The 24,384-nt window shown below is 54.5% G+C and carries 23 protein-coding genes and 1 tRNA gene; 11 read left to right on the top strand and 13 right to left on the bottom strand.

Features of this window, described 5'->3' with window-relative positions:
• Positions 1–99: 99 nt before the first annotated feature.
• The 4 genes from CAUR_RS01750 (at position 100) to CAUR_RS01765 (ending at position 3,687) form a co-directional block, all read left to right on the top strand.
• Complete coding sequence (locus CAUR_RS01750) at positions 100–1,158, top strand: histone deacetylase family protein (protein WP_012256249.1); 1,059 nt, start codon at positions 100–102, stop codon at positions 1,156–1,158.
• Positions 1,155–1,793, top strand: a complete 639-nt coding sequence (hisH, locus tag CAUR_RS01755; protein ID WP_012256250.1) for an imidazole glycerol phosphate synthase subunit HisH — start codon at positions 1,155–1,157, stop codon at positions 1,791–1,793. The genes CAUR_RS01750 and hisH overlap by 4 nt, the downstream gene beginning before the upstream one ends.
• 2 nt (positions 1,794–1,795) lie before the next feature.
• Positions 1,796–2,521 (top strand): 1-(5-phosphoribosyl)-5-[(5-phosphoribosylamino)methylideneamino]imidazole-4-carboxamide isomerase, encoded by a 726-nt coding sequence (hisA, locus tag CAUR_RS01760; RefSeq protein WP_012256251.1) that lies wholly within the window; start codon positions 1,796–1,798, stop codon positions 2,519–2,521.
• Positions 2,522–2,589: 68 nt separating this feature from the next.
• Positions 2,590–3,687: a coiled-coil domain-containing protein gene (locus CAUR_RS01765; protein WP_012256252.1), complete on the top strand. Its 1,098-nt coding sequence runs from the start codon at positions 2,590–2,592 to the stop codon at positions 3,685–3,687.
• A 528-nt stretch (positions 3,688–4,215) separates the two neighbouring features.
• Here CAUR_RS01765 and CAUR_RS01770 read toward each other — a convergent pair.
• Positions 4,216–5,244: a methyltransferase domain-containing protein gene (locus CAUR_RS01770; RefSeq protein ID WP_012256253.1), complete on the bottom strand. Its 1,029-nt coding sequence runs from the start codon at positions 5,242–5,244 to the stop codon at positions 4,216–4,218.
• A 160-nt stretch (positions 5,245–5,404) separates the two neighbouring features.
• Between CAUR_RS01770 and CAUR_RS01775 the strand changes: the two genes are divergently transcribed.
• A complete protein-coding gene (locus CAUR_RS01775; RefSeq protein ID WP_242605023.1) occupies positions 5,405–6,646 on the top strand; it encodes a glycoside hydrolase 5 family protein in 1,242 nt (413 codons plus the stop codon).
• A gap of 164 nt (positions 6,647–6,810) precedes the next feature.
• Here CAUR_RS01775 and trmD read toward each other — a convergent pair whose 3' ends face one another.
• The 3 genes from trmD to CAUR_RS01790 are packed head-to-tail and all read right to left on the bottom strand — an operon-like array spanning position 6,811 to position 9,086.
• Positions 6,811–7,572 (bottom strand): tRNA (guanosine(37)-N1)-methyltransferase TrmD, encoded by a 762-nt coding sequence (gene trmD, locus CAUR_RS01780; protein ID WP_012256255.1) that lies wholly within the window; start codon positions 7,570–7,572, stop codon positions 6,811–6,813.
• A gap of 5 nt (positions 7,573–7,577) precedes the next feature.
• On the bottom strand, positions 7,578–8,489 hold the full coding sequence (locus CAUR_RS01785) for an alpha/beta hydrolase (RefSeq protein ID WP_012256256.1): 912 nt from the start codon (positions 8,487–8,489) through the stop codon (positions 7,578–7,580).
• A 9-nt stretch (positions 8,490–8,498) separates the two neighbouring features.
• Positions 8,499–9,086, bottom strand: coding sequence for a GNAT family N-acetyltransferase (locus CAUR_RS01790; protein ID WP_012256257.1), 588 nt, complete (start codon positions 9,084–9,086; stop codon positions 8,499–8,501).
• A 237-nt stretch (positions 9,087–9,323) separates the two neighbouring features.
• On the opposite strand from CAUR_RS01790, the gene miaA reads away from it, so the two are divergent.
• Entirely contained in the window at positions 9,324–10,214 is an 891-nt protein-coding gene (miaA, locus tag CAUR_RS01795) for a tRNA (adenosine(37)-N6)-dimethylallyltransferase MiaA (RefSeq protein ID WP_012256258.1), read from the top strand.
• On the opposite strand, the gene CAUR_RS01800 is transcribed toward miaA, so the two are convergent.
• A complete protein-coding gene (locus CAUR_RS01800) occupies positions 10,184–10,987 on the bottom strand; it encodes an RDD family protein (protein WP_012256259.1) in 804 nt (267 codons plus the stop codon). The genes miaA and CAUR_RS01800 overlap by 31 nt on opposite strands.
• On the bottom strand, positions 10,984–11,661 hold the full coding sequence (locus CAUR_RS01805; RefSeq protein WP_012256260.1) for a histidine phosphatase family protein: 678 nt from the start codon (positions 11,659–11,661) through the stop codon (positions 10,984–10,986). Before CAUR_RS01805 ends, CAUR_RS01800 begins: the two co-directional genes overlap by 4 nt.
• Positions 11,662–12,000: 339 nt before the next feature.
• Between CAUR_RS01805 and CAUR_RS01810 the strand changes: the two genes are divergently transcribed.
• Complete coding sequence (locus CAUR_RS01810) at positions 12,001–13,626, top strand: FAD-dependent thymidylate synthase (RefSeq protein ID WP_012256261.1); 1,626 nt, start codon at positions 12,001–12,003, stop codon at positions 13,624–13,626.
• A gap of 66 nt (positions 13,627–13,692) precedes the next feature.
• On the opposite strand, the gene CAUR_RS01815 is transcribed toward CAUR_RS01810, so the two are convergent.
• From CAUR_RS01815 to CAUR_RS01825, 3 genes are all read right to left on the bottom strand, one after another.
• Positions 13,693–13,767 (bottom strand) — tRNA-Lys (locus CAUR_RS01815).
• A gap of 48 nt (positions 13,768–13,815) precedes the next feature.
• Positions 13,816–14,550: a PIG-L deacetylase family protein gene (locus CAUR_RS01820; RefSeq protein ID WP_012256262.1), complete on the bottom strand. Its 735-nt coding sequence runs from the start codon at positions 14,548–14,550 to the stop codon at positions 13,816–13,818.
• A 129-nt stretch (positions 14,551–14,679) separates the two neighbouring features.
• Positions 14,680–15,291: a 2Fe-2S iron-sulfur cluster-binding protein gene (locus CAUR_RS01825; RefSeq protein ID WP_012256263.1), complete on the bottom strand. Its 612-nt coding sequence runs from the start codon at positions 15,289–15,291 to the stop codon at positions 14,680–14,682.
• Positions 15,292–15,461: 170 nt separating this feature from the next.
• Between CAUR_RS01825 and CAUR_RS01830 the strand changes: the two genes are divergently transcribed.
• From CAUR_RS01830 to ribA, 4 genes are read left to right on the top strand one after another with little or no spacing between them, the layout of a single operon-like run.
• Positions 15,462–16,382 carry a 1-acyl-sn-glycerol-3-phosphate acyltransferase gene (locus tag CAUR_RS01830; RefSeq protein ID WP_012256264.1) on the top strand — a complete coding sequence of 307 codons (921 nt, stop codon included), beginning with the start codon at positions 15,462–15,464 and terminating at the stop codon, positions 16,380–16,382.
• Positions 16,379–16,825: an MFS transporter gene (locus CAUR_RS21375; protein WP_242605024.1), complete on the top strand. Its 447-nt coding sequence runs from the start codon at positions 16,379–16,381 to the stop codon at positions 16,823–16,825. Before CAUR_RS01830 ends, CAUR_RS21375 begins: the two co-directional genes overlap by 4 nt.
• Positions 16,819–17,589: an MFS transporter gene (locus CAUR_RS21380; protein ID WP_242605025.1), complete on the top strand. Its 771-nt coding sequence runs from the start codon at positions 16,819–16,821 to the stop codon at positions 17,587–17,589. The genes CAUR_RS21375 and CAUR_RS21380 overlap by 7 nt, the downstream gene beginning before the upstream one ends.
• 2 nt (positions 17,590–17,591) lie before the next feature.
• On the top strand, positions 17,592–18,200 hold the full coding sequence (gene ribA, locus CAUR_RS01840) for a GTP cyclohydrolase II (protein ID WP_012256265.1): 609 nt from the start codon (positions 17,592–17,594) through the stop codon (positions 18,198–18,200).
• A 31-nt stretch (positions 18,201–18,231) separates the two neighbouring features.
• Here ribA and CAUR_RS01845 read toward each other — a convergent pair whose 3' ends face one another.
• The 4 genes from CAUR_RS01845 to CAUR_RS01860 form a co-directional block, all read right to left on the bottom strand.
• Complete coding sequence (locus CAUR_RS01845; RefSeq protein WP_012256266.1) at positions 18,232–19,467, bottom strand: glycoside hydrolase family 1 protein; 1,236 nt, start codon at positions 19,465–19,467, stop codon at positions 18,232–18,234.
• Positions 19,468–19,614: 147 nt separating this feature from the next.
• Positions 19,615–22,473 carry a glycoside hydrolase family 78 protein gene (locus CAUR_RS01850; RefSeq protein WP_012256267.1) on the bottom strand — a complete coding sequence of 953 codons (2,859 nt, stop codon included), beginning with the start codon at positions 22,471–22,473 and terminating at the stop codon, positions 19,615–19,617.
• A gap of 28 nt (positions 22,474–22,501) precedes the next feature.
• Positions 22,502–23,368 carry a carbohydrate ABC transporter permease gene (locus tag CAUR_RS01855; RefSeq protein ID WP_012256268.1) on the bottom strand — a complete coding sequence of 289 codons (867 nt, stop codon included), beginning with the start codon at positions 23,366–23,368 and terminating at the stop codon, positions 22,502–22,504.
• Between the two features lie 11 nt (positions 23,369–23,379).
• Positions 23,380–24,264, bottom strand: a complete 885-nt coding sequence (locus tag CAUR_RS01860) for a carbohydrate ABC transporter permease (protein WP_012256269.1) — start codon at positions 24,262–24,264, stop codon at positions 23,380–23,382.
• Positions 24,265–24,384: the final 120 nt, after the last annotated feature.

Consider the following 24,384-nt stretch of genomic DNA (forward strand, 5'->3'; position numbering starts at 1 on the left):
GACACACGCTTCCCGCCATCCGCCGGCCTCGTGGTACAATGAATGCAATTGTCGTAGCGAGAGTATCCGGCTGCGCTCCAGGGCGGTACAGGCACAGATATGACCACTGCAATTGTGACCGATCAGCGGTTTGATCTTCACACATGGCACGGGCACGTTGAGCAGGCCGAGCGGTTGCACGCCATCCGACGGGCAATTGAGGTCGATGGGTTGTGGCCGCGTTTGCTTCAGTTACCCATTCGTCCGGCCACTGAAGCTGAATTGCTTGCTGTCCATAGCTCCAGCATGCTTCATCGCGTGCGTCAGTTAGCCAGTTATGGCGGTGGACAGATCGATAGCGACACCTACGTCACTGCCGAGTCGTGGGATGTTGCGCTGCTGGCAGCAGGCGCAACGATTTGTATGGCTGAAGCCCTGGTAAGCGGACGCTGCCACAATGCGTTTGCGCTGGTGCGGCCACCGGGCCACCATGCGACCGATATACGCTCGATGGGTTTCTGCCTCTTCAATAATATTGCAGTCGCTGCACGAGTGTTGCTGGATCGCCACCATCTCCGGCGCATCGCGATTGTGGATTTCGATGTTCATCACGGTAATGGCACTCAGGACATCTTCTACCGTGATGGGCGAGTTCTCTTTTGCTCGATCCATGCCGCGCCGCTCTACCCAGGCACCGGCAGTCTTCACGAAATGGGTGATCCGCGCACAGCCGGCGGCACCACCCTCAACGTACCGTTGCCCTATGGAACCGGCGATCACGGCTACGAACAGGTATTTCAGCGCGTCATCGGGCCAGTGCTCCGCCGTTTTCAACCGGAGATCATTCTGGTGTCAGCCGGCTTTGATGCCCACTGGAGTGATCCGATTGGGCCGATGGCGCTCTCGATCCAGGGCTTTGCCCGCATCGTGCAGCACCTGTGCGATTGGGCTGACGAGTTGTGTGACGGTCGGATCGGCTTCGTACTGGAAGGCGGGTATAGCCTGCCGGCGCTGGCGGCGGGTGTAGTGACGACGCTCCGCCTGCTGTTGGGGATGCCGGCCGGTTCTGACCCCATGGGCAAGATGAATGCACCCGAACCGGCCATCGAACACATCATCACCAGTCTCTACACCTACCATCCTCTGCTGATGCAGACAACATATCAGGGAGAAGCATGATAGCAGTGATTAACTACGGTGCCGGCAACCTGCCCAATGTGGTACGGGCACTACAACGGGTCGGCGCTACACTCACCGTAACCGATAACCCAGAGGTGATCCGTTCTGCGCAAGCGGTCGTTCTGCCCGGTGTTGGCGCGACCGCTGATACCATGGCCAGTCTGCGCCACCTGGGGATTGCAGAGGTCTTACCGGCAGTTATCGCTGCCAGTACACCGTTTCTGGGTATTTGCGTCGGGATGCAGGTCTTGCTGAGTGAAAGTGAAGAGTTTGGTCTCCACTCGTGTCTCGACATCATCCCCGGCACAGTACGCCGTCTTCCCGAACACGCCGGCAAGATACCGCAGATCGGCTGGAATCAGCTTCAGATCAGCCCGACATTCCGCAACCATCCACTCTTTGCCGATATTCCTGATGGAGCCGATGTCTATTTCGTGCATTCGTATTACTGTGCGGTAGCTGATGAGGCGATCATCGCGGCCCGCACCGACTACGGCATCCCCTTTCCGAGCGTCATTATTCGCGACCACTTGGCGGCAGTACAGTTCCATCCCGAAAAGAGTGGCGACTATGGCTTGCGCCTGCTGGCCAATTTCGTGCGCTGGAGCGAGGCCGTCCAGCCAAAAGGAGTGTGACAATGGAGATTATTCCGGCAATTGATATAAAAGATGGTCGCTGCGTCCGCTTGTATCAAGGCGATTTTGCCCAAATGACGGTCTACGCCGACGATCCGGTTGCGGTGGCCCGAAGCTGGGAAGCGCAAGGCGCCACCAGACTGCACCTGGTCGATCTCGACGGTGCCCGTGCCGGACACCCGCAGAATGTCGACGCCATTCTTGCTATCACACAGGCGGTGCAGATTCCAGTGCAGTTAGGCGGTGGTTTGCGCCGAGAGCAGGATGTTGAGTCGGCATTAGCCCTCGGCGTCGAGCGCGTTATCATCGGTACGGCGGCTATTGCCGAAACAGACCTGGTTGCCCGCCTACTCGACCGCTTCGGCGAGCAGATCGTGATCGGGATCGATGCCCGCAACGGCCTGGTAGCTACCGATGGCTGGACAGTAACCTCTTCGGTCAAAGCAACCGTGCTGGCTGAACAGATGGCAAACCTCGGTGCCCGACGCATCATCTACACCGACATCAGTCGTGATGGCGCACTCAGTGGGCCGAACTTTGCAGCCTTAAGCGAATTGATCACACCGCACGGCCCGGCGATCATCGCCAGCGGCGGGATTGCCAGTATCGACCACGTGCGCCAGCTTGCCCAGCTCGGCGTTGAAGGAGCGATTATCGGCAAGGCATTGTACGTTGGTGCAGTAAAACTGGCTGAAGCGATGGCCGTTGCCCACATGACTAATGTATAGCTACCGGGTGGGCATGCCAGAGCGATGGCAAGCTGTTTACCTGCAATACCACACAACCAGGAGTTGTTATGTCAAATTCAGACCTGACGGCGCGCTATGAAGAAGAGCGTCTGCGAGCGCAAGAACAATCGCAACTCGTTTACCTGCAAGGCCAGATTGACGAATTACGGCGCTTGCTGAAGGATCAGACCAACAAGTATCAGTGGGCGATGGAACAAATACGTAAAAATGAGGGCACCATCGCCCAGATTCAGAGTCTCTTCGACCGCCACACCGGTGAGGTTGCCCAGGCCAATGAAATTGTGCGCCGTGATGTTGTCGCCCTGCGCCGCGAAGTGGCAACCGCGCTGGTCAAGATTGAAGATGGCCTGCGGCCCATTCGCGATATGCAAGCGCAAATTCAACAGGTTGCCGAAGCACGCAAACAGGACCGCGACTTTCTGGCCGGCTGGTTGAGCCGGATTGAACAGGTTGAGCGCCAGATTGCCACCCTCTCTTCACAGGTCAAAGAGCTTGACGAGCGTCAGCGGCAATTGACGTTACAACTCGAACGTTTACGCGAAGCCGATGCTGCCGTGATGCAGGAAGTTCGCCGCTTCGGTGATGATTTGCAAGTCGAGAAGCAATCCATGCGCCGTATGGCCGTTGAGGCACAACAGTTTGTTGCCGACCTGCAGCCGGTTGTGGAAGAACAACGATCACGCATTGACCGCCTGGAAGAGATTCGCCAACACATCGATCTCTTCACCGAGATGCTGCCGGCCCAAATCAAAGAGCTTTCAGCAAAAATACCTGATTTGATGGCCGAGATGAAACGGATCGAACGAATTTCGACAGAACGCTTCCTGATGAACCAGGAGCGCCTGGAAGAGCTGCGGCAGATGGCCGATGAGCGGATGAGTACTCTGCAGGAGACCGACGAACAATACCTGCGACAAATGACCGCCTGGCTTGAGCGCATCGATAGCTGGCTGCGTGAGCTTGAACAACGACTATCACGCACAACCGACCGGCTTGAGCTGGAACAGAAAGCGCATCTCTTGCGCATCATGGAACTTGAACGACGCGAAGCCGATACCCTTAACGCACAACTGAACCTTCTCCGCCAACGCCTGGAACTGGTGCGTGCAGCACAGATTGAGTCTGGTGGGGGGAACGCAGGGTAGTGCACTGAGTGGCGATATGCATCCGCCAACCAGCGGACATCCATCGTTGACGTGCTCGCGGTGTACTATAGCATTATGAAGGGATAAAAGCCCAGCTTTCGACCTTAGCAGAGCATACTGATTGATTTAGTGCATTCACACTCAGGTACAGCGTCAGAGTGATCCATGGCGAGGGTGTTGTGCGTGCGCTGCTTCCAGCGGTGATCTGCGACACTCCCCCACCCCAACCCGCCCCCACTGGGGGCGGGAGAATGTTTTACAGTAGCCCAATTTGCTGAAAGCGAGTTAAACTGTTCAGGGCGGGTCAGCAGCGCGTGCTGGGCCGGGTAGTAAGTGCGCCGAAGGCGCGCACTCCCAGCTCCCCTTGTGTGCGCCGGAGGTGTGCACTCCCAGTGAGTGCGCTGGAAGCGCGAGTTTCCAGCGCTCCCAGAGGAATAGCGTTCGCGTACAGGGGTGGAGCGCTTACAACCACGGTGTCAGGGTGACAGTAGATAGCAGGTCATAACAACTATTAAACCAGATTCGATATTACCCGGTACGCCGTAACACGAAGATGCGCGGGTAAAGCCCACCCAAATCGACGCGCAGTTGTTGATCAACACGCCACTGCGGGAGCGTAGCCAGCGAACGTTCCATCAACCGCACTTCGTGGCTGATCAGCACGGCTCTTCCGCCCGGACGAGTCACCCGCGCCGCTTCGGCCAGCAGTGCCGGGTAGAGGGTGAGATTGGTGGTGTGCGAGCCAACCAGATGACCAAACGGCAGATCGGCGAGCACTACGTCAATACTCGCCGAAGGAAGCGGCAACTGACAGGCATCCCAATCGTACAGTTCTACCCGCTTACTCAAACCCGCAGCCCCTAGATTACGCCAGGCGCAGGCCAGTGCCGTAGGATCGGTGTCACAGCCAATTGCCTGTGCTGCCGTTGTGATGAGTAAGCGCTCGATCAGTAGCGTCCCCGAACCGCATCCGACATTCAGCACTCGATCTCCGGCATGTGGCTTACTCAGCACTGCCATTGCGTGTGCAACCGGCCCATTCAGCGCCCCTTCGCGATTACACACCCGCCACGAGCGCGTCGCTAAAGGGCGTGGCGTGAGACGGACCAGCACATCCCAACCACTCCGATCCCGGCTCGGCCGTAATCGGATCAGCATGTCGCCGTCTTCCGTGCCAATCGCCAGACCAAGCCGTTCGCCGATCATCTGCTTAAATCGTTGCAGAACACTGCTATCGGCGCCAGCCGCGCTGAGAAAGAGGGTCTGAAATGTCCCTGCCGGATGCAGGCGACGCACCATCTCAAGCATCGCGACCACCGCCCGAAAATGCTCATCACCGAGTAGTGCCCGCGGACGGGGTATTGCAAACCGACGAACAACGAAGACTGATATGACAGATCGCAGATCGAACAGTGCCTGCAACGAACCATGCATCGTCGCTCTAATGACACCACGTTCGGTCAGCGGTTCAAGACGTAAGCCGGTTATGCGCAGTGCTTCCGCACGCGCCAGTTCTTCCAGCCCGGCCGGTACGACGATTTCAATCTGGTGCGACATTGTTATACTATATACTCATCCGTACCTGCCCTTACCAGATGGGCAGGGTAGACAATGCGCATCATCATAGCAGATAATCCTGTTACACGTGACAATTATGGCCTGTATGATGGAAGTATCGTGAATGCCTATGGACATCGGAATAACGATTTGGCCACCTATGCCGGCTCAACCACAGGCACTGCCTGCGAGCTGGTCAAGCTACGATCATGGCGCATTGCGTGAATTCTTACAGCGTGCGCACGACGTTGGGTTACGGCAGGTTCGCTTCGACTTGCGCTGGGCCGAGGTACAGCCAGGAACGCAGCGCATCTCGGTTGCAGCCCTCAATGGCTTCCAACGCGGGCTTGATCTGGCACAGGCGAATCATATACAGGTTGTCGTCTCACTCATGAGCGCCACTCTGGGGCCGACCCTGCATTTACCCGATTGGGCATTGGGGATACCGACACAGGCCCTCTCAACGCAGGCGGTAAGTGCTTTGTTGAGCGCTCCCACCCTCACGATCCTTGATAATTCCTTTTACCGTCAGGAACCGGTGCGCGATCTCTACACCGATCCAGACATGCGGGCTGCCCAGCGCTACTTGTTGCGCGAGGTGATCGGCAATTTTGCCGACCATCCGGCGATCAGTGGTTGGCTGCTGGCTGCCGGTTTCGAGCGTGTACGTCCACCGACCGACCATCGCGATATGGCGGCGTGGTGGGCCGATCTGGCCGAACAGGCCCGCTCTTACGGCGCTGAGCGGTTATTTGGGCATATCGATGCCACAGCCCTCAGTAGCAGGGTGAGCCTGCGGCCTTACGATATTGCGATGGCCGGTGGTGCGGTTGTGGTCAGTGTCGGGCCGTGGCCACCTCTTGGCGACGGGCCGCCGGCTCGCGGCGAAGCTGCCTGCTTCCTGCACGCTATTGTCGCTGGTCTCCTCGCCGAGGAAGTGAACGATACGGCGGCTGCGCAGGTCGTAGTTGCCGATCTGGGCTGGCCGACGGCACCGCGCGCGAACCTGTCTGGCTGGCAGGCCGATCAGGTGTTTGCTCAACCGGCCCACACGTTCCTTGCTGACGAAGAGGCTGCGGCAAGTGCGTTGCAAGAATCTCTCACAACCCTGGCGCGCGCTGGGGCAGCCGCGGTCTGGCTGGCCGGGATGGTTGATCCACCTGAGTCACAGTGGAACATCCCCCCATTCGACCGTAGTTGGATAGCACGCACCTGGGGACTGTGGACGGCAGACGGTCGGGAAAAGGCAGGATGGGAAGCACTCCGCGAGGCGATTCGCCAGCTGCCCGCAACGGCGAGATTGCCAGGATTCCCGATTGATCCGGAGCGCTTCTGGCGTGATCCGGCCAATGAATTACGACGCCTCTGGCGCGAATACCGCACCGAAACGCTGCCATCGTGATCTACAGAGAGGGTCGGTAATCGGCATAAGCGAGACTATACAACGGCAATTTACCGGGCAAACAGAAAGGGCAGGCGTTCGGCCTGCCCTTCCCTATGCACTGAACCCTGTTGCGGAGAAGCAACATACCCGACATCGTGCAGACGGTCGTGGCACGTCCGGGGCTACGCGCCGTTGGAGGTTTCAGGACGCCAGCCCAACTCGGCCAGCAGTGCCAGATCGGCTTTGGTCAGCACACCGGCAGCCGCCGCCCGCGCCAGCAGATCCGGACGACGGACCAGCGTGCGCCGTAACCGTTCGGCCCGTCGCCAGCGGGCAATTTCACCGTGGTGACCAGACAGAAGCACGGGTGGCACTGCCCGTCCCTCCCACACTGCCGGGCGCGTATAGTGCGGATATTCGAGCAAAAAATCGCTGTGACTCTCCTCGACAATCGACTCGCTATCGATCACACCGGGCACCAGCCGGGCCACAGCATCAACCACCACCATTGCCGCCAGCTCACCACCGGTAAGCACATAATCACCAATACTCAGCTCGCGGTCAATCAGCGTCTCGCGTACTCGTTCATCGATCCCTTCATAGTGTCCACACACCAGGAGCAACCGCGGCAAGGTAGCCAGTTCGCGCACAATCTGTTGCGTTAGCAGTTCACCGTCAGGGGTTAGCAAAATGGTCACCCCAGGTCGCTCATCAGCAGCCCGCACTGCCCGAATCGCCGCCGCCAGCGGCTCCGCCTTCATTACCATGCCGGCGCCGCCACCGTATGGCGTATCGTCAGCCGTCCGATGACGATCCGTCGTCCATTGTCGAATATCGTGCAAGTGAATCTCAATTCGCCCGGCCTGTTGGGCACGCTTGAGAATACTCTCTGTCAACGGCCCCTGAAACATGGCCGGAAAGAGGGTCAAAATATCAAACCGCATGGGAACTACGCCTCAACACTGCGCAGATACTGGTCGAAGAACTCAACCACGCGCCGACAATAGCCAACCCGATCAACAAAATAACCGCCACAGTGTTCAGCTCCGGGTATTTCCCACACCAACCGCGGTTCACGAGCTGCTGCATACAACTGACGAACATGGCAGACGGGGACAAGTGAATCATCAACACCGTGGATCAGGAAGACAGGACGAGGGGCGATCTGACCAATCGCGTCAATTGGGCGGGCCTGACTGAAACGATAGCCATGGCGCCAGGCAACAATGATGTCGGCCAGATGTACCAGCGGGCGGAGCGGAACGCGCAGCACCTTTTCGACCGCATCGGCAACCACCTCATCACCGGTAGTAAACGAACTGTCGGCAACCAGCGCTCTCACCGATTGATCGCGTGCTGTCGCCAGAATCCCGACAGCAGCGCCCATGGAATAGCCGATAACGCCAATTGCTGCTTCTGGCATTCGCTGCCGCACATACTGTAGCGCGGCCAGCAGATCATCAACTTCACGACTAACGAGCGTTTGCGGCCAGGGATCAGACTCACCGCGCCCTCGATAGTCGAACAGTAAGACATTATAACCGGCCCGCCAGCAATAGCTACCAATACCGAGTAACTCATCTTTGCGTCCAGCATGGCCATGACTACCGACAATCACGGCGTTTGTCTCTGGACGCGGCAACCACCAGCCAACCAGACGCAAGCCATCACTACTGCGAAATTCAACGGTTTCGTAAGGAACCTCAAGCTCCCACGGGGTAAAGGTATAGCTATCAAGGTAGGTTCGACGCGGCGACGGACTGACGCGAAGGCTAACGTAGTAAGCCGTGATACCTCCCAACAAACTGAAAGCGCCAGCCAGCGCCATCGGTAATAGACTCCAGCCAGGTTTGACAGCCATAGCACTCCCCTATTCATTCCTGACAAACTCAAACTTTGTGGTACTTTGCGGCTCTAGCAGCACATGGATTTCGTACAAACCATCAGCATGCCGACCCTGAAAGGGCAAACCTAATCCCATCGCCAACCGGATCATAGGGGTATTATCGGCATGGGTTAAAAAGATCAGGCGTTCAAGCCCGGCGGCCCGTGCTTCGGCCAAAAGTAATGCTAACAGCTTACGCCCAACCCCTGTTCCCTGATAATCGTCACGCACCAGAATGGATGCTTCTGCAACCTTCGGGTTGTGCGGTAGACGGGCAAAACGGGCCACGGCAATTGCCTCTTCTGACCCTTGCTCATCAGCAAGCGCAACCAGTGCTGCTTCGCGGCGCGGATTGATCGCTGCCAGCCGCTTTGCTGATTTGTGCACCAGTTCTGGAGAAGCATGCTCGGCGGCAATGAAGAAGCGGCGGTAGATCGTCTCAGGGGAGAGGCGATAAAACATACGCTCGAGGAGCACTGCATCGCTGGCAGCAAGGCTTCGCACTCGCAATGTGCGCCCATCACGGGTAGTAATGGTTGTCGGGATGTCCTGACATACCGGTTGATCGTTCATTATGTCCTCTAACATCTCTCTTTAATAGCGGATGTTCGACAGAGCATGGCAGGCGAAATATTCCAAAAAACCCGGCACCAGCAAGTGCGTTCCATTGCAATCACACCGATACGGTGCTACACAGGTATTGTAGCATGAGAATGAAACGGACGTGAACATAAATAACGCAGTGCGTTATACCTGTATGATATGATGGTGAGGTGAAATACACATTATTACGTCAGATGAGGAACACGCTTGGAAGAGCTTATTGCCATTGTCGGACCGACCGCTGTCGGTAAGACAGAGCTGGCTGTCGCCTGGGCCAGACGTATCAACGGCGAGATTGTGTCTGCCGACTCACGGCAAATCTATCGCTGGATGGACATCGGTACTGCCAAGCCATCGCCTGAAGAGCAGGCCCAGGCGCCGCACCACCTGATCGACATTCGTGATCCCGATCAACCGTTTTCACTGGCCGAGTTTTGCGATCTGGCCACGGCAGCAATCGCCGACATTCGTGGCCGGGGGCGCATCCCACTTCTGGTTGGCGGTACCGGTCAATACCTGGCAGCCTTCCTGGAAGGCTGGCAGGTACCACGTGTGGCGCCACAACCTGACCTGCGTGCCGAACTTGAACTCATTGCCGCTCGTGAAGGTCCGGCAGTGCTCCACGCACGTCTGGCCGCCGTCGATCCGGTGGCAGCATCACGCATTCCCCCTACGAATGTTCGGCGTGTGGTACGAGCGCTGGAAGTGTACCTTGTCAGCGGTGAACCGATTTCGCGTCTGCAAGAGCGAAAAGAGCCTCCTTTTCGCCCACGCACCATCTGGCTCCATCGGCCACGCGCCGAATTGTATGCCCGTGCCGATGCGCGGATTGAACGTATGATCGCTGCCGGTCTGGTCGAGGAAGTTGCCGGTCTGCTGGCCCGTGGCTACGACTGGTCGCTTCCGGCAATGTCGAGTCTCGGTTATATTCAGTTTCGACCATATTTTACCGGTGAAGCCGATCTACCGACCTGTATCGAGCGGCTACGCTTCGACACCCATGCCTTCATCCGCCGCCAGGAGATGTGGTTTCGGCGTCTGCCCAATCTTGAAATCTGGACTCCTGATCATCCGTCCTGGCGTGAGATCACGGCTTGAGCGACGTGGTACTCGCGCAGCACATGTTCAATAAAACGTTCTGGATCGCCAGAACCCGATGGCAAAGCCAGCCGCTGCCGGAGAACAGCCGCCAGATGAGCAGCCAGATCGCTTCGCGCCTCGGTCTGTAACTCATCGCGCCGTTGTAAAAATTCAAGCAACAGCGCCAGGTCGGCAGCAGTCAGTCGTTCAACATTCGGGACAAGTGGGGTAGGTGGGGCATCGGGCGCTCGCGGTGGCAATTGGACAACAACCGGCTGCATCACCCGCTCAAGCGTCAATGGCATCGCTTCGTGAACAACGACCGTGCCGGCGGTTAGATCACCTAACCGCCGATGGTAGCGATCAACAAACATCGTTACCAGACCAATCCCATAGAGCAGAGGCAGAAAATCAATTGCCCGCATCAAATTCCGCACTACGATGGCACCAATATCAACCGGACGCCCACCCTCACGCAAGACGCGCAGCCGTAGTAACCGCTTCCCCGGTGTCTGACCATTCCAGATCCATTCAAAGAAGACAAAGTATCCCCAATTCACAACAAACGCCAGAATCGCCAGCAGGGCCAGGATCACATCCTGGTTAGCGCTACTCGTACCCTCATTTGCAGCAATCATAACCAGACTGGTCGCCAGCAACGTTATGATGATGACATAATCCACAACCGCTGCCAGACTACGGCTGGCCAATCCGGCAGCCGTGTAGACGACCTGCACACCTTCTGGTGTCACCACCAGATACGGCTCACGCCATGAGGGTGTCGCGTTCATTGCGCTGTATCGGGTAACTCAGCATCGTCGGGTGGTGCCGAAACCAGTTCAGTCTTGTGTTCTGCCTCTAAATGGCGCATATCATTAACCGTCTTCACCCGCCAGTGCTTATAGCCGATTTCCAGGATGGTGATGGAAGTATTGCCAATATGATCGTAGTGACCAAAGCCGACACCATCAAAATTTTCGGCATGGGCAAGCAAGACCCGAATACAACCCCCGTGCGTCACAAATGCCAGTGTCTGCCCACGATGCTGCGCCACCATTGCCTCAACGGCTGTAACGACCCGCTGCCGGACGGCGGCCACCGTTTCTCCACCACCGCGTGGGATGTCGTGGCCCCGGATCATCTGCTCCCAATCATCAGCAAAGCGGGCACGCACCTCTGCCGTCGTTAACCCGCTCCAGGCCCCAACATCAATTTCGCGCAATGCCGGCAAGAGCTGCACCGGTACGCGCAAGGCTGCGCCTATCTCCCACGCCGTCTGATACGCTCTGGCGAGATCACTGCTGTAAATAGCGCTAAACGTCACACCTTCATTGGCCAGCCGCCGCGCCAGCAAGCGTGCCTGCTGATAACCAATCTCATTGAGCGGAACATCAGCGTGTCCCTGCCAGCGTCCCTGCATATTCCAATCGGTTTCACCGTGACGGATCAGGTAAACAATTGTCATGCTCTTCCTCGTGAACAATCTCCACACCTGTTACTATGGTAACACATACCAATAACCAGGATTATGAACAGTTTCCCCTACCTGTAGCAGTTGCAACCATGCCCGGCAGCGACTGCTATAACAGTTGCAGCATGAACGCCATCTGCGCCTATCTGCCATTGGTAAGAGTAGGTGCAGTCAATGCCGCCACCTGATCTGCTCCCTGCGGAAATGCCCTGAGGTCAACAGCCTCTGGTGAAAATGGTACAATGCCGGCGTTGACCTTCGTTCAATGTTGTATGACCGGCAAGTAATCACCGGCATAACGATATAGACACGCCGCGTGTCAGAGGAAAACGCATGGAGACCCAACAGCCCGAAACGTTTACAGAGCAGGAAATCGAGCTGCTTCAGCCATTTGTAACCAATGTAGATCGCCCCATCTTCTGTCTGCGCAACCTACCGGAAGTAGTGAAAGGTGCCCTCTTTGCCCGCTACAGTCGCAGTAGCAAAAGTCTGCGGCGGCTCTTGCTCGACGAGTTTATCAACGAACCAGAGTCTGGCTTTTCCGCCATGGTATCAGCCCAGGATCACAATCCAGCAGCACAACTGATCGCTACCCGTCAGGCAGAGGCGTTCTACGACCGGGTGCTCATCGGGTACGGTGACGACTCGGTGGCTGAACTTGGCGGGGCACATCTGGCGTGTGAGGGGGTGAGCAACATTGCCGCCAAACTGCTCGAAGATAGCCGGCTCGGTATCTCACCGCTTGAGAAATCAACCCGCTACGTTCGCTTTGATCGCAAAGGACCGGACGGTTATCCCTACCTGCGCGAACCGGCCATCATGGCATCGCCATTGGCCGACCGCTATGTCGCGGTGATGGATCATCTCTTCACGACCTACAGTGAATTGCTGGAACCTGTTCAGGCGTGGCTCCAACAACAGTACCCGCGTGACGAGGCAACAACCCCGCGTGCGTATCGCAATACTATTCAGGCCAAAGCGCTTGATCTGTTGCGCGGACTCTTGCCGATGGCAACCCAAACCAATGTCGGCTTATTCGGCAATGGCCGGGCTTTTGAGTATCTGATCATCAAGCTGGCTGCCTCACCATTTGCCGAAGCGCAGGCGCTGAGCAAGATGATTCAGGCCGAACTGGATCAGGTCATTCCATCGTTTGTCAAGCGTGCCCGCTCTGACCGTGGGCAGGCGTATGCCGACTATCTTGCGACGACGCGGGAGCAGGTGGCAGCGCTGGCCCATCAGATACCGGTCGAAGCCGATTCCACCACGCCGGTGACCGTCACGCTGGTTGATTACGATCCGCGTGCCGAATGGAAACTCGCCGCAGCCATCCTCTATCCCCACCTCGATCTGCCATTGCCTGCTATCGAAGAGCTGGTCGCAGCTATGCCGGAAGCAGAACGCCATGCCCTGATCAACGCCGCTGTCGGTGATCGGGCCAACCGCTTCCATCGTCCCGGTCGGGCATTCGAGGAGCCGTACTACACCTTCGACATCCTGGCCGACATCGGGGCGTATCGCGATCTGCAACGGCACCGCGTCCTCACCCAGGAACGCCAGCGCTTCACCGTGCGTCATGGCTACGTCACGCCACCAGAACTGGAGGAGATCGGGGTTGCCGACCGGTACCGAACGGCGCTCGAACAGGCTGCCGACCTGGTCACGGCGCTTGAGGCCACGCTCCCCAACGAAGCGCAGTATGCAGTACCGCTTGCCTTTCGGGTGCGCTGGCGGATCAAACTCAACCTGCGTGAAGCCTACCACCTGATTGAACTCCGCAGCGCCCGGCAAGGCCACCCCAGCTACCGCCAGATCGCACAGCTCATGTTTCGCGAGATCAGCGCCGTCCATCCCTTCCTGGCGGCTGGAATGCGCTTTGTTGATCACAATGAATACGACCTGGAACGTCTCGCCGCCGAACAACGGATTGATCAAAAGCGGCAGCAGGTGGGGAGGTGAGGCCGGCGCATCGCTAACCTTGCAATCAACACAAAAGCCTGATGTCGTGACGACATCAGGCTTTACTGGTGAGCCGGGTGGGGATCGAACCCACGACCCTCTGATTAAAAGTCAGGTGCTCTACCTCTGAGCTACCGGCCCGCCAGAAGTAGTATAGCCGAGTCTGGCGTTAGCGTCAAATGCATGCGCTTAATTCTCGACTCGATGAAACGCTTCGGCCAGTGGGAGACCAAACTCTTGTCCCCGCTCGGCAGCCCACTGCCGTACCCGCCCGGCCAGTTCGGTCTGATCGGTGCCCAACTGCGAGACATGGCAGCGCAACGCAGCCAGTTTCTGCTCGATGGTAGCGCTGATGTCTACCGCAAAGTTTAACACCGGTGCGCCGGTAATATAGACTTCACGCACCTTGCTCGGTGGATAGCCTTCGGCCAGTAATTCGGGAAAATCCCAGCCGTTCTGCGCTGCTGGATAGACCGCCGCCAGAGTCGCGTTAGCGGCTGCCAGATGATCGGGATGAAAGCGCGGAATTGAATATTGTGGTGTCCACACCCGGTCTGGCGACTGACAGACGACGCGCTGCGCCCGGATACGCCTGATCTGACGCACAATATCACGCCGCAACTCAAGCGTCGGTTGCAGCATACCGTCGGGGTAATCGAGAAAGATCACCTCTTTCAGGCCGAGAATCTTCGCCGCCGCCTGCTGCTCAGCCTTGCGTATCTCGCTGATCCGTCGTCGGGCCGCCGGACCAACATCGGTGGCATCATCGGGGCCACCACCACTGCCATCGGTACAAACCACCAGGGTAATTTCCCAGCCCTCCGCCGCCCACGCTGCCAGCGTGCCACCACAACCAAATTCGGCGTCGTCAGGATGGGCAACAACGACTAATGCTGTTTTTGGTTCGCTCTGTGTTTGCTGCATGGTAACTCCTTATCAGGTTGTTGTGCTGATAAGTAGCATACCATGACTCTTGCTACATCACGATAACCGATGTCAGTAGCCAACAACGTGGGTGGCACTGTTAACTTGCAACAACGCCACCCAGATCAATTATTCACTCGCCCGCCGTACCTCAGCAGCGGCTGCCCGCACCCGTGCCAGCGGGTCACTCGGCGGGGCTGGTGCCGGCGAATTGAGGGTCTGCTCTACGACTTTCCCAATATCGGTCAACCACTGACTGAAACGCTCCATCGATTGCCAGGGATTAATGATCCGTCCCAATCCAATTGTCGCAATCGCGTTCAACATATTCCACGGGTAGCCGACCAGTTGATCGATACTCTGCTGCGTCAGATTGGTGATCAGCGAACTGACATTCGTTGCCACGCTGGAGCCGGCAGGTGGGTTGATAGCAGCAAACGCCTGGAGCCGCAATTCCTCGGCGTTGGTAATCACCGCAATCGGCCCTTTGCCGCGTACTGACGCCTGGCAACCGAGACGCCATCCTTCCTGGAGACGTGCATCTGGCAGCCAGTTCTTCTCCCGATCATTCGGTGGGCTGAGAAACTCAGCCCCTGCCAGCACCCGCACCTTGCAGGTCTGACAAAAACCGGTGCCATCACAGACGAACCCGATGTGCGCACTGTTGCGACGTGCAATGTCGAGAATGCGTTCACCGGGACGGGCCGTCATTTCGACATCGTTCACGATGACTGTCGCCATACCTGTTCTCCTTTAGCAAAAAGTGTGTATATTCATTGTAACGCGATTTTGGCTTAATATAGTGGTATGATACCTATACGAGTGGAAATACTATACGGTGCCGTGTGGCATTGTTGCCTGATGACCGGTGCGCTACAACCGACCATCTGATAGGATCATCTTTGCTCAATATGGTGTCATCGACAACTCAGCGGACAGATGTTGTCCGTGTTGAACAATACACTGCCTCTGGCGAGTCTTTATCGTCTGCGCTGGCCGACCTGACCTGGCTCAACACTGCCGACATGTTGCGTGGTTTTGGTATCAGCAAACCACCGTGGTTGTATGGGCTGTCTACCGTGCTGGCCCGCCCACCGGCCCTACGCTTTGCTCGCCAGTTACTGACATTCGATGCACTGGTTGGGCAGGCTGGATTACCGGCTGGTTGCGCCTGGATCTGCTCACTTTTTGCACCTGGCCTGGACATCGTAGGCCCACAACCACCCGCCCAGGGGCCATTACTCATCGTTGCCAACCATCCTGGCCTCCTCGACGCTGCGGCACTCATCACTGCGCTCAACCGGAATGATCTCAAAATCATCGCCATCGCCCGCCCGCTGTTGCGTACACTTCCCAATACCGCAGCAGCAATCATCCCCATCGGTACTACCCCTCAACACCGGATGAATGCCCTGCGAACTGCTTTACGTCATTTGCAGCAGGGTGGTGCTGTTTTGACGTTTCCTGCCGGACGGATTGAACCCGATCCGGCTCACGATGACACTGCCAGTGCCAGCCTGGAAGACTGGTCGTCCAGTCTTGATCTCTTTGGCCGGATCGCCGGTGGCGTACCGGTCGTGACTGCAATTGTCAGTAATGTTCTTGCCGAGGCAGCTCTGCATCACCCGCTGACCTTGCTGCATCGTAATCCAGAAGACCGGCGCTGGCTGGCAGCCATTCTTCAGGTGTTATGGCCCCATCTGGCGACCACACCGGTGCGCATTCAATTCAGCGCTCCCTGCAGGGCCGACCATCAGATGCGTGCAACCGTCCTTCACACTGCCCGGCAATCTATCTACCAGGCTCGCGCCGCGCAAAGGAGAACACCGTGAGTCGGCACCATGTCATCGTCGCCGGTTCTGTGCTGGTCGATATGCTAGGGTACGGCCTGATCATGCCGTTGTTGCCTTTTATCGTCAAAACCTGGGTGAGCGACGCCACAGTGATCGGTTTGCTTGGCTCGTTGTATGCAGCGATGCAATTACTGGCAGCACCACTCCTGGGCACCCTCTCTGACCGCATCGGACGCCGATCTGTCTTACTGATCTGCCTGTTTGGTTCAGCGGTAGCCTACCTCGGTCTGGCGCTGGCCGGCTCACTGCCGCTGGTCATCCTGGCTATCGCGCTGGGTGGCGCAGCCGGATCGAGCATGCCGGTAGCGCAGGCCTATATCGCCGATACCACCACCGCAGAGCGACGCGCACAAGGATTTGGGTTGCTGGGGGCAGCCTTCGGCCTGGGACTAATCGGCGGTTCGGCCATCGCGGGTTGCTGAGTCAGTATGGATTAGCGCTACCACCTGCGGTAGCGGCGACGATTGCCTTCCTTAATGCACTCTGGGCAACCATCGCCCTGCCCGAAACCCTGCCACCCAATCGGCGACGCATCCAACCGGTGCGGCTGACAAACCCCTTTGCAGCAGCCGTGACCGTTCTGACCCTGCCGCAGATACGTCCGCTCCTTGGCGCAGTTGTCATCCTCAACATCGCCTTCGCCGGGTTACAGAACAACGTTGCCTACTTCACCATGACCCGCTTTGGCTGGGGACCGGAACAAAATGCCGTCCTCTTCGTATTCGTTGGTCTGTGCGCCGTGGTTACCCAGGGCGTCCTGCTCAGGATACTGCAACCGTTGCTCGGTGAGAGGCACCTTGCCGGTGGCGGACTGGGCTTGATGGCTCTCGGCTTTGCCCTCGTGGGGCTGGTGCACAATGAAAGCTGGCGACTCTTTCCCATTGCTGCCATGTTTGCAACCGGCATGGGATTAGCAGTTCCCGCCCTGACGAGCCTGATCTCGCTCCGGGCCGGTGATCGTCGCCAGGGAGCCATTCTCGGCGGTATGCAGACCCTGATCAGCATCGCACTGGTGATCGGCCCATTGAGCTTCGGTTTCATCTTCGACCAGATCGGCCCCGATGCTCCCTATCTGATTGGGAGCTTGATGCTGCTCGGTGCATGGCTGATAACGGTACTAACCTTCGTGCAACCAACGCCGGTTACCACCGGTTCATTGCATCCAGTTGAAGACTCAGAGGCTTAGATATGACAACGTTCTTTCCCATCACCCGTGCTGCTATGGCTGACTTACCAACCCGCTTCGGTCACTTTCAGATTGTGGTCTATCTCGACGCAGAGCAGAAAGAACAGATAGCGTTGACCTGCGGCCAGCTACACACACCGGAACCGGTTCTGACTCGTCTCCATTCCGAATGTTTGACCGGCGACATTTTCGGTTCACACCGTTGCGATTGTGGTGAACAACTGGCAGCGGCGCTCACGGCTATTCAACAGGCGGGACGCGGCGTGCTCCTGTACTTACGCCAAGAGGGGCGGGGAATCGGATTGGTAAACAAAATTCGCGCTTATGCCCTCCAGCAACAAGGACTGGATACCGTTGACGCCAATCGCGCCCTCGGTCTCCCCGACGACATGCGCGATTACCGCGTGGCCGCTGCCATCCTGACCGATCTTGGGATCAAAAGCGTGCGCCTGCTAACGAACAACCCTGCCAAAATCACCGGCATTGAACAGCACGGCATTGCTGTAACCGAGCGCGTACCGCTCCAAATGCCGGCGAACAACTACAGTGCTGCCTACCTGCTGGCAAAGCAGGTACGGATGGGGCATTTACTCGATAGCCGGTTGTTGTAGGATAAAATTGTAGCAGTCATTATAGGTTAGATCAATCAAAAACACAGTAATTGAAACGTGCTACATTACCAAGCCAATATGCACTTGGTTTTGGGGTACGAGCTTGTGTCGTTCGATCTACAGCGATGATCCCAAGTTTAGGTTTATAACCACTAATCCATTCAAAATTATCCAATGCTGACCAGGCAAAATAACCTCGTACATCAATACCGTCGATCAAGCATTCAGCAACACTGCGCAAGGCTCGTCGAAAATACTCAACTCTCCGAGTATCGTCCGTAGTTGCGAGACCATTTTCGGTAACAACAACAGGAATACCGGCGACTGCTGCCGCATGACGAATCGTACCACCAATTGCTTCAGGGTAGTACTCCTCACCCGTTTGCGTTTTTTCCACATCATCACCAGGCGGAATAATCCCTGCAGGGCCCACAACAAGCCGTGAATAGGTTTGCACACCTACAAAATCATCCTCGCGTAATTGCTCCAGGTATACCTCTGCAAGCTCACGACGGAACTCTGCTGCCATACGCTCACCATCAGGTCCGGCATGGATATCAACCAATGCCAGTGTCATACCAACTGGAAAACTTCCCGGTCCGTCATGAAGAACTTCAAACGCACGACGGTGGGCAGCGAAGATAATCTCTCGCATACGCGGCTGACTTACAAACTGGAATATCCCTAAACGATCCGGTGTAACTGCAAACTCTGCAGCCGCAGCACGCCAGAAAGGACTTGCTAAAGGCGAAGCCGGCATTATTTTGCTCAACAAGACTGGCAAGTTAGGTTCATTGAATGTACAGGCACCAGCAATCAAATCACCGAGATAATGCACAACGCGCTCACAATAGCGAACAAAACGATCAGGGGTTTTTGGATCTAACCACCCACCAGCACGGATCAGCCAGCGCGGTGACGTAAAATGATGCAAGGTGACAACCGGTTTCAAGCCATGCTCATGGCAAGTTGCCAGCATACGACGATAATGTTCAAGAGAAGCGAAAGAAAATTCACCCTCTTCCGGCTCTATGCGTGCCCATTCGATAGAAAAACGATACGCATTAAAACCCAACTGAGCCAATAGTGCAATATCTTCTGGATAACGATGATAATAATCACATGCATCACCCGACGGTTCAGCATATATAGTATCAGGCAAATGTTCTAACACCCAACTATCACTATTGATATTGTTACCCTCTACTTGATGGGCAGAAGTGGCCGCTCCCCACAAAAAACCCGTTGGGAATGCGAATTGCTGCACGGTTCACCCCTTTCAGGTTAGTAAAAGAATTAACAAAATCCAAATCGACACATAGCAGGATCTAGAATCAACCTCACCCTATACTAAAGATTGATTACCAGCATAGCTTCGACAACAAGACTCCAACATAACGGCCCTCTTCCGACCTTATATGCCATCCTTTTTAGGAATACGGGTCAGAAGTGCATTCAACCGCTCAATGACTATCTCGCTATTTGGAAGTGCCTGTATAGCTTCCCGCAATGACGCGCTACGCTCATTGAGCAGTAAATTACCAAAAAGACGCCAGGCATCTACTTGAGACAAAACCTGATTGACAGCTTCACGAGCTACCTCATCGTCTATAATCTCGTCGACCAAGTCATCCACTGTGTACGAACCACGAGTCGCTGTATCCTGACAAGGAATCGACCATTGCCAGATACCAGAACCCACATCAAGAGGTTGATCATCACGTCCAGGAAGGAAAACCTGTGCAGTTGTATTCGGTGGCACTACCACGCGCAGGTAAAACACACCCTCTTCAATACGCCAGAAACACTCAGCCAATCCATAGGGTGTGCGATGCGACACCCGTGCATACACAATTTCGCCACCAGGTTGAGGGCGAAATTCAATACGGCGATAGCCAGGTTCGACGGGGATCAATCCTCCAATGGTACGATGCATCCAATCGGCTACCGCTCCTAGTGCATAATGATTGAATGATGTCATCTCACCTGGATTAATCGAACCATCAGGTAACATTGAGTCCCATCGTTCCCAAATGGTTGTTGCCCCCATCGTTACCGGATAAAGCCATGAAGGACATTCACGTTGCATTAATAGCCGATAGGCGACTCGACAGTGCCCTACACTGCACAACGCATCGCAGATTAAAGGGGTACCCACAAAGCCGGTACGGATATGATAGCCGCTATCACGCACCAATGCTGCCAATCGCTCACCTGCATAACGACGTTGTGTATCCGTTGGGAAGAGATCGAAAACCAGTGCCAGTGCATACGCAGTTTCTGTATCACACATAAGACGACCGGCCGGGGTAATATACTCTTTAGCAAATGCAAAGCGTGCTTTATGCGCAAGATCTGCGTAAAAATCAGCATCAGCATCATAACCCAGCACGTGTGCGGCTTTGGCAACTAATGTCGCCGAAAAAATGAAATAGGCACTCGCAACTATCGCTTTATCAGTACGTGCTTGCCCTGGTTTATCTGGTGGTGCAGTTGGGTCCAGCCAGTCGCCAAACTGAAAGCCACGATCCCACAAATATGTATGGCCAGCTTTGGTAGCAATGTAATCAACCCATGATCGCATGCTCTTATACTGAGTTTCCAAGACCCTTTTGTCCCCGTAGCGTTGAAACAGCACCCATGGCACTACTGTAGCTGCATCTCCCCAGGCCGCAGCACCGGCAGCAGAGGGGCCTAACACATTTGGCACGACATGCGGCACTGCCCCCCCCAATTTTTCCTGCTCAATAGCCAGATCAATCAACCACGATTGCAACAATCCTGCAACATCATAAAGAAATACGGCTGTAGGGGCAAAAACCTGAATATCACCCGTCCATCCCAGGCGTTCATCACGTTGAGGGCAATCGGTTGGTACATCAAGAAAATTTCCGCGCATGCTCCAGACGACGTTCTCATGAAACCGATTGAGCAGTTGATCAGAGCATGTAAACCAGCCGATTCGCTCCATATCGGAATGGATTACAACCGCAACAATATCTGTTGTACGTAGTTCACCGGGCCAACCATCAATTTCAGCATAACGAAATCCATGAAACGTAAAGCGTGGTTCCCAAACCTCGGTACCATCTCCACGCAAAATATACCGATCAGTGGCAGCAGCAAAGCGGAGAGGGCGCGTGCTTAATTCACCACCTTCCAACACTTCAGCATGACGCACGGTAATCATTTGTCCAGGCGGACCGCTTACAGTAAGACGAACTCGCCCAACCAGATTTTGACCAAAATCAACAATGGTACGTCCAGAGGGAGAAGAAAAGATGGCAACTGGTAGTACCATTTCAATCCTGCGTATTGGTGGACTGATAGGAGCTACCAGCGTACTAAAATCCCACTCAAGAAGACGCACGCCTGACCATTGATGATCTGCAAAACCAGGTTTTGACCAATTGGGCAATTCAAGACGTGCATCGTATATTTCGCCATCATAAATATCGCTCGCCAGAATCGGCCCAGTTGTAGATCGCCAGGTTTGATCGGTGCAAACCTGTTGAGTTGATCCATCACGATACGTGATCTCAAGCTGAGCCAGCACTGCAAGTCGATTACCGTAGATATTACGTCTTCCCCCGCCAAACCCAAGCCGCCCACGAAACCACCCATCACCTAAAATCACGCCAATCGCATTGATTCCTTCGCGCAAGTGCATCGTGACATCAAATGTCTGATAGCGTAATCGTCGATCATAGACTGTCCAACCAGGAGCTAAAACCTGATCACCTACAACAACACCATTGATTTGAGCTTCATATACCCCTAACGATGTAATATACAGGCGTGCCTGAATTACATCGTTATCAACACGAAATTCATGCCGTAGCATTGGACAAGGCTGGGGTTTTAAGATATCGTCATCCCAATCAGGTGTAATAAATCGTGCACTCCAATCACCCACTTTCAGTAAACCAGCTTCTATCGGCAGCATCTCGCTCCAGGGTGAAATGTCGCCTTTGTTGTCGCGCACACGAACCCGTACTAATACCTGCTCACGCGAAGTAAGCGGTTCAAACGGCCAGGGTACCAGAACGGATTCCGGGGAGTGTATCCAGCCGGTTCGACCTCTGACCCGGCCGTCTTTGGTGTAGCATTCAATCTCATACGCAGTCTGGAGCCAGTTTGTAGCATTTGTTTCAATGATCCAGGACAGGCGAGGACAAGGATTGCCAATACCAAGTGTGGACTGATAGTGTTCAACACGCACAATGAGTCTGCTAACTTGAGACTGAGAAGTAGACAACTGTTCATATGACATGGTTATAGCTCCATTCAAGCAAAACAATCTAACCCTTAACTGCTCCAGAAGTAAGTCCCTTCATAATCGCATTATTCAAAATTAGATACAAGAAGAGTATAGGAATAACACTTGTTGTAATAGATGCAAATGTTGGTCCCCATTCACGTTGGCCAAAACGGCCAACAAAGCTTAACAGTCCGGTTTGAACTGTTCTCAATTCACTATCGCTAATAAAAGTTAGTGAAATCAATAAATCATTCCAGATAAAGAAGAATTGCACTAATCCTACAGTTATAATCGCATTGGCCATCATTGGTAGGGCAATGTAGAGAAATATTTGATAGATATTAGCACCATCGATCAAAGCAGCTTCCAGAACCTCATGCGGTAGTGACTTCGCAAAACTAACGAGCAAAAAAATCGTTAAGGGAAGGCCAAAGGCGGTGTAGACAAGTATCAAGCCAGTAAAGGTATTCAGTAACTGAAGTTGATTATATATGGCGAACAGCGGCAATAAGATCATCTGAACCGGAATCATTATCCCGAGTAGAAAGATTACTAATACTACATTGTTAAATCTCCATTTTAAAATTTCTATTCCAAATGCCGCCATAGAACCCAGACAAAGTATTAAAAATAGTGATGGTATTGTAACCATTAGGCTATTTCGAAAATAGACACCCATGCGACCTTCCGTCCAGGCCCTAATATAGTTCTGCCAATAAAACCCTTCTGGTAAAGCATAGATTGGGTTTAAACTAAACTCGGCAGGAGCCTTGAACGATGAAAGCAAGAGCCAGGTTAATGGATAAAGCTCGATCAGGACTAATATAACAACTAAAGTCCAAATAAGCAGTTTCCAAACAGATTGCTTCCGTAAAGTCAACATCGTTGAGGTCATTAGCATGCGCATAAAATCCTCTTCTATGATACATCTCTACGAGCAAAACGAAAGGCAAGTAGCGATACGATTAAACATTCAATCATCAAAATTATTGCGATTGTACTCCCGTATCCATAATCATTGTAATTAAAGGCCACTCGATACATGTAAAGAGTAAGAGGTGTTGTTGTCTTCCCGGGACCACCGTTAGTTAATGCCAACAGTTGATCAAATACTTTTAGTGTTCCATTAAGACTAAAAATTATCGATGTGACCAGAACAGGGGTCAGTAAGGGTTGAATAACGAAAACAACAAGATTAAACCCATTAGCCCCATCAAGTCGAGCCGACTCGATAATTTCATTTGGAATATCAAGTAAGCCAGCATATAAAATTACAGCATAGAAACCCATCGCCGTCCAGATATTCATAAGCGCTGCCACCCAAAAAGCACTATCTGAGCGCCCTAGCCAGGGTTGTACCCAGGACTCCTGACCAATCGCAGCAAATATGGCATTAACCAGACCATACTGTGGAGTAATCTCGAATAGCTTGACAAAGATTTGAGCAACAGCAACCGTTGGCAAGACGACCGGAAAAAATACCAGTGTTCGAATAAAAGCGGAGGATCTTTTTAAGAAAAATAGATATAAGAGCGCTAACAGCAACCCAAAACCAACCTGGCCAGCAGTTACAACTAATGCATATCTGGCACTAAACAAAAATGCATTGATAAAATCCTGATCTTGCCATAATTTTCCATAATTACCCAAGCCAACAAATTGAAAACCGGTAATAGGAGAGCCTTCAAACAAGGAATATCCTACCGTCCAAATAATCGGAACAATAACAATCATTACGTAGAGTGTCAAGGCAGGGCCGACAAAAACTAAAAGTGCTTTTCGATCACGTAATGTCTGATTCACACCCTTGCTCCTTCACTTTTTGAGTTGTCTTGGAATTGGGATGGTGCAGGCAGTATCATGGTTGACTACCAGAAACCTACACCATCGCCAACAACCTTTAACCAATCCCTGGCTATTCCA

The organism is Chloroflexus aurantiacus J-10-fl (assembly GCF_000018865.1).
Taxonomy (GTDB): domain Bacteria; phylum Chloroflexota; class Chloroflexia; order Chloroflexales; family Chloroflexaceae; genus Chloroflexus; species Chloroflexus aurantiacus.

Bases quoted from the DNA above. Each gene is read 5' to 3' on its own strand.
- CAUR_RS01750 (WP_012256249.1), top strand. From the start codon at position 100: ATGACCACTGCAATTGTGACCGATCAGCGGTTTGATCTTCACACATGG.
- hisH (WP_012256250.1), top strand. From the start codon at position 1,155: ATGATAGCAGTGATTAACTACGGTGCCGGCAACCTGCCCAATGTGGTA.
- hisA (WP_012256251.1), top strand. From the start codon at position 1,796: ATGGAGATTATTCCGGCAATTGATATAAAAGATGGTCGCTGCGTCCGC.
- CAUR_RS01765 (WP_012256252.1), top strand. From the start codon at position 2,590: ATGTCAAATTCAGACCTGACGGCGCGCTATGAAGAAGAGCGTCTGCGA.
- CAUR_RS01770 (WP_012256253.1), bottom strand. From the start codon at position 5,244: ATGTCGCACCAGATTGAAATCGTCGTACCGGCCGGGCTGGAAGAACTG.
- CAUR_RS01775 (WP_242605023.1), top strand. From the start codon at position 5,405: ATGCCGGCTCAACCACAGGCACTGCCTGCGAGCTGGTCAAGCTACGAT.
- trmD (WP_012256255.1), bottom strand. From the start codon at position 7,572: ATGCGGTTTGATATTTTGACCCTCTTTCCGGCCATGTTTCAGGGGCCG.
- CAUR_RS01785 (WP_012256256.1), bottom strand. From the start codon at position 8,489: ATGGCTGTCAAACCTGGCTGGAGTCTATTACCGATGGCGCTGGCTGGC.
- CAUR_RS01790 (WP_012256257.1), bottom strand. From the start codon at position 9,086: ATGAACGATCAACCGGTATGTCAGGACATCCCGACAACCATTACTACC.
- CAUR_RS01800 (WP_012256259.1), bottom strand. From the start codon at position 10,987: ATGAACGCGACACCCTCATGGCGTGAGCCGTATCTGGTGGTGACACCA.
- CAUR_RS01805 (WP_012256260.1), bottom strand. From the start codon at position 11,661: ATGACAATTGTTTACCTGATCCGTCACGGTGAAACCGATTGGAATATG.
- CAUR_RS01810 (WP_012256261.1), top strand. From the start codon at position 12,001: ATGGAGACCCAACAGCCCGAAACGTTTACAGAGCAGGAAATCGAGCTG.
- CAUR_RS01820 (WP_012256262.1), bottom strand. From the start codon at position 14,550: ATGCAGCAAACACAGAGCGAACCAAAAACAGCATTAGTCGTTGTTGCC.
- CAUR_RS01825 (WP_012256263.1), bottom strand. From the start codon at position 15,291: ATGGCGACAGTCATCGTGAACGATGTCGAAATGACGGCCCGTCCCGGT.
- CAUR_RS01830 (WP_012256264.1), top strand. From the start codon at position 15,462: ATGGTGTCATCGACAACTCAGCGGACAGATGTTGTCCGTGTTGAACAA.
- ribA (WP_012256265.1), top strand. From the start codon at position 17,592: ATGACAACGTTCTTTCCCATCACCCGTGCTGCTATGGCTGACTTACCA.
- CAUR_RS01850 (WP_012256267.1), bottom strand. From the start codon at position 22,473: ATGTCATATGAACAGTTGTCTACTTCTCAGTCTCAAGTTAGCAGACTC.
- CAUR_RS01855 (WP_012256268.1), bottom strand. From the start codon at position 23,368: ATGCGCATGCTAATGACCTCAACGATGTTGACTTTACGGAAGCAATCT.